This window comes from Nocardia cerradoensis NBRC 101014, assembly GCF_000308535.1.
In the GTDB taxonomy this organism is placed as follows: domain Bacteria; phylum Actinomycetota; class Actinomycetes; order Mycobacteriales; family Mycobacteriaceae; genus Nocardia; species Nocardia cerradoensis.
The window spans coordinates 1-7,753 of record NZ_BAFW01000335.1 but is presented as its reverse complement, the minus strand read 5'-3'; the positions used below and the strand labels follow the sequence as shown (position 1 = coordinate 7,753).

The window sequence follows — 7,753 nt, the reverse complement described above, 5'->3', positions numbered from 1 at the left end:
GGGGACGCCACGTCGTTGCCGGTGTCGTCGGGCGGCAGGGCGGAGACCGGAGTTCCGGTCGGCAACGTCGCCAGCAGTGCCGTCGACTGACGGCCACCGAGCCGCCGCAGATAGTCGACCGGCGCCGAGGTGACCGGCGGGCCCACATAGCGCACGATGCCGCGCGGTCCGAGCGCGCCGCCGGCCAGGCTGACCACGAGAGTGGTCCGGCCGCGATTCCAGTTCCAGCAGTCGTCGAGGCCCGCACCGTGCAGCCGGGTCCAGTCGATGGAGAAACTGGTCACACAGCGCCCGGAGGCCGGCGACTCCAGCTGCCCCCAGCGCTCCCGCAACTCCGCCGGTTCGACTCCGGCGTGCAGCAGCCGGGTCGCCTCCCGCAACGCGTCCGCGGGCAGGGCATGTGCCGAGATACCCCGCTCGCGCAGCCGGGAGGCGATCCGATGTGCCGCGGTGGCAAGGGCTTTCGGGCCGGTGACCTCGGCCGGTCCGCGGCGGGCCAGCGCGGTCAGATTGCGCTGCTGATCCAGGCGCAGCACCAGCCACGTCATCCGCTCCCCCACCACCGGATGGGTACCGATCAGCTGGTCGTAGAGCATGCTGTAGCTGGTGGCCGGACGGACCCGCTGGCCGGTGGTCACGATGTCGATGTCGACGGCGATCCCGTACTGGTCCAGCATCGAGACCAGCGTGTCGATCGGGACGACGTCCTCGGTGTAGAGCGTCTCCTCACCGATCACGGTGGGCAGATCCAGGTCGGGCGCCAGCTGGATCATCGCGACGAGCGTCGACTCGTCGGTGTGGATACCGCACACTCCGGCGGCGACCTCCACGTCGTGGATTTCGCGCGGCCGGGCCCGCTCCCGGGCGCGCGCCGCCATACCGGCCCGGTACGAGCACCAGTCCAGGAACCAGCGCACCGCGGTACGCCCGTCGACGCGGACCAGTACCGCGCCCGCCATCGCCACCACCACCAGCGGGCCCACCCACAGCGGTGCGCGCCCCCACAAACCGACCAGCACGAAACTGGCGGCGATCGAAGCCGCCACGATCGGTCCGCCCTCCGGGCTACCGATTCGGATGTTCGCCACGCTCAACGGCGTCTCCCGAGCACCGTGCCGGCGTAGCTCGCTCCCACCCCGGCCACGATCGCGGCGAGAATGACGATGCCTGCCACGATCGCCGGACGGCGGTCGGCCGCGCGCGGGGGCGGCGGCACGATGAGTTCGGTGGAGCGGAACAGGCCCGCCGGCTGGCGCGGCGCGGTCCGAAGACTCAGTGCCGCGAGCGGATCGATCATGCCCGCACCGACCGAGTTGTCGATGCCGCGAGCGGGAGCGTGCGCACTGGCCTGCAGGCGGGCGGCGATCTCCTGGGGCGTCTCGTTCGGGTAGCGCGAACGCAGCAGCGCCGCCACGCCGCTCACATAGGCCGCCGCGAACGAGGCGCCGCCGACGGCGACCAGTTTGTCGGGCGCGCCGACACCGTTGATCAGCCCCCCGCCGCCCGGGCCGAGCGATTCGATGCCGGTACCGGGCGCGGCAACCGAAACCCACGGTCCGGCAAGCGAATCCGCCATCGGGGTGCCGGTCGCGGTGGTGAATCCGACGGTCAGCACATCCGGGCCGAACCAGCCGGGTGACGAAATCGTCTGCACCGCACCCCAGTTCCGGGAATCGCGCGGGCGACTCGGATCGATCGGCGGGTTCTGCTGGCATCCCGAGCTGCCGGTGTTGCCGGCCCCCGCCACGATGAGCGCGCCGCGCACGTGCACGGCGAATCCGATGGCCGCCGACAGCATCGACTGGTCGAGTTTCGAATCCGCGGGCACACAGATCGGCAGCGATACGGTGATCACCCCGGCGCCGAGGTTCGCCGCGTGGGTGATGGCGCGGGCCAGATTGCGCAACTCGCGGGCCGGCGCCGCGGTGGCCTCGTCCCCCTGCGGTTGTTCGGGGCTGAAGGCGCCCGACCGGTACCGGATCGACACCAGCCGGGCGTCCGGTGCGACACCGCTGAACCCGTCGGCGGAATCCGGTGCGGCGCCGATGATTCCGGCGATCAGCGTGCCGTGCGCATCGCAGTCCGACAGCCCGTCGCCACCGGCGGACACATAGTCGCCACCGCCGGTGAGATTGGGCAGCCGCGGATTGGGGCCGACGCCGGTGTCGACGATCGCGACGGTCACCCCGCCGCCGCGGCTCAGCGCCCGCGCCTGGCGCAGATCCAGCGCCTGTTCGGGCGGCGGCGTCTGCTTCACGTCACTGTTGGGCAGCAGGCCGACGGCCAGGCAGCCCTTGTCCTGTTTGGTCGGCACCTCGGGTCCGGGCGGACCGTCGGGCGGTGCCGCGCCGACCACCACGTCCGGCGGGTCCAATGCGGCGGCCGGACCGGCCCCCAGCAGGAGGAGCACCGCGACCAGCGCCGTGCTCGCGGATCGGATCGGACGCATCAGATCTCTCGCATGGCGGTGTAGATGCCCATGATCCAGAACGCGATCACCGGGACGATCACGATCAGGGCGTACTCGATCAGATCGATGACGCGGCGGGTCACCGGCGACAGGCGCGTACCCGGAAGCCGAAGCGCCGCAACGCAGGCCGCGACCGCCGCGGCCACCGCGACGAGCACGACGACCAGCCGGGCGCCCGGGGTGTGGTAGGCGCCGACCAGGACGAATCCGAGACCGGTCAGGGTGATGGCGGCGGCGGAGACCAGGGCGAGAGCCTGCACGCGATCCGGGAACCAGCGAGCGCGCAGCACCAGAATCCCGGCGACCGCCACGGCCAGCACGATTTCGCGGATCCCGCCCGGACTCGCCGCGGCGGTGACGACCGTCGAGACCGACAGCAGTACCGCGACCGCCGCCATCAGTCCGCGCAGGCTCGTCACGGCCAGCCGGGCGCGGGCCTCGATCCCGGAGTGGGCCCGGCGCCGATCGCGCTCGTCCTGCTCCTCGAGTTCGGGATCGGCCTCGCGGGCGGCCTCGGCGTCGAAGATGTCGGTCAGGGTCGACGGCGCCACCTCGCTGCCCGGATCGGGCAGATCCGGCGGGCGGATGCGCGCGATCACGACCGCCAGCCGGGGCGCGGCCGTCAACACGATCAGGCCGGCGAAGACGAGACCGGCGGTGACCTGCCGCAGCGCGATATCGAGATAGGTGGCCGGGATCGCGGCCGCGGTGATCACCACGCCCAGCACGGTGACCGACATCAACGTGGCGATCCCGAAACGGGTGACGCGCATCATGGTCGCGGCCGACACCGCGGCCACCACGGCCCCGGCGGCGATATTGGCCGCGGCGAACGCGCCCGGCTCCCCGTAGGCGGGCGGCACCAGCATCGCCCCACCGGCGGACAGCAGCGGCACGGCCGACAGCGCCAGGCCCAGCGAAATGCCCGGCGCCAGCCGTCGCCCGCGCACGACCAGCGCCGCCACCCAGTACGCCACGCCGAGCAGCAGTGCGGGCAGCCCGCACCACCACAGCGAGCCGGTCTCGGTCCACGACCAGGCCAGCATCCCGGCCGCGGCGACCGCGCCCACGCCCAGGGCGCTGACGCCCACGATCGCGATGGTGCCGCGGTCGAATTCGGCGAATTCGCGTTCGTTGATCATCGCCAGAGCGTCGGTGATGTCCTCGACGACCGGGGTGAACATCTCCGCCGACTCCACCGCGGTGAGCATGAGCACGGTGCCGTCGACCACGTCGTGATCGGCCAGGCTGCGCCACCGGGGAATCGGCAATTCGCCCGGCCGGGCCAGACTCCACTGGCCGCTGGGCGGAGTGAAATCCACGTTCTCGTCGTCGATCGCGCGCGAGAGGACGCCGAGAAGATCGTCGATGAAGGTCTCGATGGTGAATTTGGTCGGCACCACCACATCGACCTGGTAGGTGGCGACCATGATCGCGATCCGGGCCCGCGCCACCTCGGCCGTGGGCGCCGCCGCCGCGGGGGCGGTCGCGTAGGCAGCGGTCATCGCCACCCTCCGCGATCGCCGCCGGCCATCGGCGAACCCGGGAAGCCGTCGGCCAGCGCGGCGGCGAGTTCCTCGAACGCCAGGCCCGTGTCCTCGTCGAGCAATCGGAGGTCGATCTCGCCGCCCTCGGACAGATGCGCGTCGTAGGGCAGTTCGAAGGTGGGCCGCTGGGCGGTGGCGAAGAGCTTCTCGATCTGGTCGACCTCGACGGTCGGCTTCACCGGATGATGGTGGACGATCGCGACGATCGATTTGGCGATCAAATGTTGCATCCCATGCGAATTCAGCCAATTGAGGGTGGCGACCGCGCCCTTCACCCCGCCCACGGTCGCGGGCGTGACGACCAGCACCGCGTCACTGGTGTTCAAGACGCTCCCGGTGGCCGAATCCAGCACTCCGGTACCGCAATCCACGAGCATCAGGTTGTAGTGGCGGCGCAGGATCTCGACGGCGGCGGAGTATTCGCCACCCGAGAGCGCCTCGACCGATTCGGTATTCCACGGTGAGGCCACGACGGCCAGATCGGCATCGTTGATCGAGGTGAACGAGTGCACCGCCGAGAACGCCTCGAGATTCGGGGAGCGAACCAGATCCCGCAGCGTCAGACCGTAGGGATGCGGCCGGGTCCGGGTCGGCAGATCGCCGAAATCGGGATTCGCGTCGATCGCCACCACCCGGTCCGGGCGCAGGCGGGCGAAGGTGGAGCCGAGGGCCGCGGTCACCGTGGTGCGCCCGACGCCGCCCTTCACACTGATCACCGCGATCTGATAGGTGCTGTTGAGCTGGCGGCGAATACGGCCGCGGCGATCCTGTTTCCGTTGTTCGGACGGCGACAGGCCGAGATTGAAGCCGACCTTGTTCAGCGCGCCCCGCACACCGCTGGTGGATTTGAGCTGGGCGCGATGGGCCGCGGCGATATCGGCCAGCAATTCCGCGGAAGTCAGTGCGGCGGGCAGGATCTCGACGCGCTCGGAACTCTGCACACCGCGCTCGACGCGGTCCGGGACCCGGGCGGCGGCCGGCGGTGCCGCGGAGTACGGGGTGGACGCGGCGGTCTGCGGCGAGGCCGCGGTCTGCTGCCACGTCGGCGCCGCGGTCTGGGATGCGGAATGCCAGCTCGCAGTGGATGTTTCGGCCGATGGAGCGGCATGGGACATGGAGGCGTCGGCGGTGGGTGCGGGCGGTTCGGCACCGGCGCGCACCCCGGCCGACTGCGCCGGCCCGGGCTGAACCGGACCCGGCTGCGCCACTCCCGACGACGCGGCTCCCGACGGGTTCACTCCGTGGTGCGTGGTTCCCGGGTGCGCCGAACTCGGAGCTACCGGACCCGGGCCCGCCGCTGCCGAGCCGGACTGCGCGGATCCTGTCACCGCCGCACCCGGCTGTGCGGATTCCGGTGGCACCGAACCCGGCTGCGCGAAACCGGTTGCTGCCGAACTCGTCTGACCGGGTCCCGCTGGTATCGCGCCCGGCTGCGCTGCGCTGGTGGCTCCGGAGCCGACAGCCGCCGATCCGGTCGGCGCCGCACCCGGTCCGACCGGGGGCGCGGCGGGGCGTGCGGGGTCGGCGGGCATCGCACCGGCGGCCGGTTCGCTCGACGGCTGCGCGGCGGAACCGGCTGCCGCGGGGTAATTTCCGGCGATCGAGGTCGAGGCCGGTGACGTCGAGGCGGGCGACGTCGAGGCAGCGGAGTCACCGGCGCCGGTGGGCGCCGCACCCGGCTGATCGGGCACCGGCGCGAAGAAGGCGTCGTAACCACCCCGAGCCCGGACGGCCTCGGCCGCATGCCCATTCGTACTCGGTGCTCGGTTCATGTCACTCATCCTCTCGAAAACGCGCGGCGGACGGTCTTATTCGACCCGACTGGTTTCGAACCAGCTGCGGCCGGGGAGAAGGTCCACCAGTGCCGCGACGCCGGCGTGCAGCGCCGTGTCGTCCCCGGGCGCGTACGTCGCCCGAATCCGGCCGTCCAGCGCCACACTCGGAGTCACGATGATTCGGCCCGACAGGGTATCGAGCACACTCATGCAAACCTCGGGCCGAGGTATGGCGCCGTCATGGTGTTCGGTCACGACGACTTCCGCACGGCGGGCGACTTCGCTCAGTACTCGAGAGAGCAGACTCGCCGTGCGCGGCTCGGCGCCGAGCTCGACCAGTGCCCGGCGGCGCTCGTCGGGCTCGGCCGGAACCTCGTCGAAGTCTTCGGCCCAGGCCGACAGCGGCGCGAAATCCAGCGCTGGGGCCGGCCCCAGCGCGGCCGACAACGCCTCGGTCAGGGTGTCCAGGCGATGGTCGCCCGCGGGTACGGACTGGATGACGACATGGTCGTCGGACCGCACCGCGAGCACCTGTGTCTCGTCCGAGCGGACCAGCGACAGTCGCAGCATGCCTTTCGGACCGCCGTCGACACCTGTGTCGACGATCCGGGCGATCAATTCCACATCCGGCCGGTACAGGCAGCGCAGCCAATGCTCGATGGTCGGGTGCACCCGGCCATCGACAATCATCCCGGCCTCGATCAGCTGATCGGTGACCACGGCGTGCACCCGATCCCGATCCTCGATCCGGTAGATGTTGGGCAGCAATGCCAGCACCGGCGGATAGGAGTCGATGCCGACCAGATGCCGAAGCAGCAGGGCGGCATCGACATTCAGATCGATCGCTACCGGATCCTCCCTGACATCATCCTCACTCACCATAGACGCTGTGAATCGCCTCCTGCCGTCTCACAAATCCACAGCCGCCGTGGCCGAGCCGTAGCGAGGTCATCCACGCATGGACCTGGCACTGACCTGGTCTGCGGTTTGAACCGTACCGCCGTGGCCGGCCGCCGCGTTGATGCTCAGGTTCAGGTTGGTCAGATTCTGCTGATGGTCGCTCATCAGTCTGTTCAAGTTACCTGCAACCTCCTGGTATGCATTGGCCGTGCTACCGCCGAGAAGATCGGCCAGCGCTTCCTGGAGAGCACGCAGATGGAGGATATTGTCCTGCATCGCCTGGGTGAGACCTTTGAGCGTGGTGTGATGCTCGTTAACCTGTTCAAAATTGAAATACATTTTTCCGGACATGATTTATCGCACCTTTCGTAGGTATTGTGAAAATAGAACTGAGAATGAGCCGAGCATCACAGAATGTCGCTCGTACGGATCTTCCCGGAAACCATGTCCGTGCCCGGAGCGCCGGCGTATTGGTAATTGCCGGAGCCATCCGTCACGTTGAGTGAACCGTCGTTGCCATCTGCCGCGAGTACCTTCGCCGCACCGTGGAGATCGTCGACCTGGACCGAGCCTCCACGATGCTTCAGATTGTCCAGAATCCGCTGCAGCTCGGCCGCAAGTCGCTTACCGCTAGCGTGCACGTTGCTCAGGCTGCTGTCGATGGCATTACCGGTGTGCACACTTTGCACCGCCGTGTTCAGCCCGTGCCGGGTCGCATCCAGGGTCCGGAGTTGGTTCTCCAGCTCACCGAGCGCTACTGCGGTCTTGGTGGCGCCGCTGTTCCAGTCTTCCGAACCACCCTGCATCACACTGGGATTGGTCATTTCTCTTTCCTTTCAAGGTTCGATTCACAGTCGGCTCCACACCTGGCGGAGACGTTGAGGGGAGCCTGTCGGCTCCCGGCGTGCTAGTCACGGCTCCGGTATTCACCGGGAACATCCATCGAGACCGGACCCTGCTCGTCCTCGACGCGTTCGAGCACACCGAAGGCGGGTACCAATTCCGGAACGGCGTCGATCGTGTGGTCGTCGTCGGCGTATTCGATGACCCCGACCACGGGA

The 7,753-nt window shown here is 69.4% G+C and carries 7 protein-coding genes; all 7 read right to left on the bottom strand.

Features of this window, described 5'->3' with window-relative positions; all coding sequences use genetic code 11:
• Positions 1-1,046 (bottom strand): type VII secretion protein EccE (gene eccE / locus ON23_RS28935; protein WP_245556172.1); only part of this gene is annotated, 1,046 nt, incomplete at its 3' end.
• A 44-nt stretch (positions 1,047-1,090) separates the two neighbouring features.
• Positions 1,091-2,449 carry a type VII secretion-associated serine protease mycosin gene (gene mycP, locus ON23_RS28930; RefSeq protein ID WP_039782174.1) on the bottom strand — a complete coding sequence of 453 codons (1,359 nt, stop codon included), beginning with the start codon at positions 2,447-2,449 and terminating at the stop codon, positions 1,091-1,093.
• A complete protein-coding gene (gene eccD / locus ON23_RS28925; protein WP_039782176.1) occupies positions 2,449-3,975 on the bottom strand; it encodes a type VII secretion integral membrane protein EccD in 1,527 nt (508 codons plus the stop codon). The genes mycP and eccD overlap by 1 nt, the downstream gene beginning before the upstream one ends.
• Complete coding sequence (locus tag ON23_RS39475) at positions 3,972-5,789, bottom strand: CpaE/TadZ family protein (RefSeq protein ID WP_223273875.1); 1,818 nt, start codon at positions 5,787-5,789, stop codon at positions 3,972-3,974. The genes eccD and ON23_RS39475 overlap by 4 nt, the downstream gene beginning before the upstream one ends.
• Positions 5,790-5,825: 36 nt before the next feature.
• Complete coding sequence (locus ON23_RS28915) at positions 5,826-6,674, bottom strand: ESX secretion-associated protein EspG (protein WP_039782172.1); 849 nt, start codon at positions 6,672-6,674, stop codon at positions 5,826-5,828.
• Between the two features lie 66 nt (positions 6,675-6,740).
• On the bottom strand, positions 6,741-7,043 hold the full coding sequence (locus ON23_RS28910) for a hypothetical protein (RefSeq protein ID WP_143860410.1): 303 nt from the start codon (positions 7,041-7,043) through the stop codon (positions 6,741-6,743).
• 56 nt (positions 7,044-7,099) lie between these two features.
• The gene (locus ON23_RS28905; RefSeq protein WP_039782169.1) at positions 7,100-7,516 is read right to left on the bottom strand and encodes a hypothetical protein; all 417 of its coding nucleotides are present in this window, start codon (positions 7,514-7,516) and stop codon (positions 7,100-7,102) included.
• Positions 7,517-7,753 lie beyond the last annotated feature (237 nt).

Excerpts from the sequence above, each read along its gene's own strand:
- ON23_RS39475 (WP_223273875.1), bottom strand. The coding sequence starts at position 5,789 with ATGAACCGAGCACCGAGTACGAATGGGCATGCGGCCGAGGCCGTCCGG.
- ON23_RS28905 (WP_039782169.1), bottom strand. The coding sequence starts at position 7,516 with ATGACCAATCCCAGTGTGATGCAGGGTGGTTCGGAAGACTGGAACAGC.
- ON23_RS28910 (WP_143860410.1), bottom strand. The coding sequence starts at position 7,043 with ATGTCCGGAAAAATGTATTTCAATTTTGAACAGGTTAACGAGCATCAC.
- mycP (WP_039782174.1), bottom strand. The coding sequence starts at position 2,449 with ATGCGTCCGATCCGATCCGCGAGCACGGCGCTGGTCGCGGTGCTCCTC.
- eccD (WP_039782176.1), bottom strand. The coding sequence starts at position 3,975 with ATGACCGCTGCCTACGCGACCGCCCCCGCGGCGGCGGCGCCCACGGCC.
- ON23_RS28915 (WP_039782172.1), bottom strand. The coding sequence starts at position 6,674 with ATGGTGAGTGAGGATGATGTCAGGGAGGATCCGGTAGCGATCGATCTG.